Raw genomic sequence first — 419 nt, 5'->3', positions numbered from 1 at the left:
AGCTATAGAAATATTAGAAAAGATGAAAGATAATATAATTGAAACATATTTATCTAAGACAAAATTATCTAAAGAAGAGTTATCGGATTTAATGGATAAAGAAACATGGCTAAATTCAGAAGAAGCTAAAAAATATGGATTTATAGATGAGATAGTTGATGATGATATAGATTTAGAAATAAAAGATAATTGTATAATTTCAAATAATTTAGTTTTTAATAAAACTAAAAATATTAAAAACAAGGAGGAAGTAATAATGACTAAAGAAGAATTATTAGAAAAATACCCTAATATTTATAATGAAATATTAAATGAAGGTGTAGAAAAAGGTGTAATTCAAGAAAGAAATAGAATAAAAGAAATAGATGATTTAGGTATTATAGATGAAATAGTAACAAATGCAAAGTTTGTAGATATTA

At 21.0% G+C, this 419-nt stretch carries 1 protein-coding gene; it reads left to right on the top strand.

All coding sequences use genetic code 11. The features are described from left to right. Positions 1-22 precede the first annotated feature (22 nt). A partial coding sequence (locus AYC60_RS00725; RefSeq protein ID WP_197416915.1) for an ATP-dependent Clp protease proteolytic subunit occupies positions 23-419 on the top strand: 397 nt, incomplete at its 3' end.

The organism is Streptobacillus felis (assembly GCF_001559775.1).
GTDB lineage: Bacteria > Fusobacteriota > Fusobacteriia > Fusobacteriales > Leptotrichiaceae > Streptobacillus > Streptobacillus felis.
This window is presented reverse-complemented; position numbering and strand designations above follow the sequence as displayed.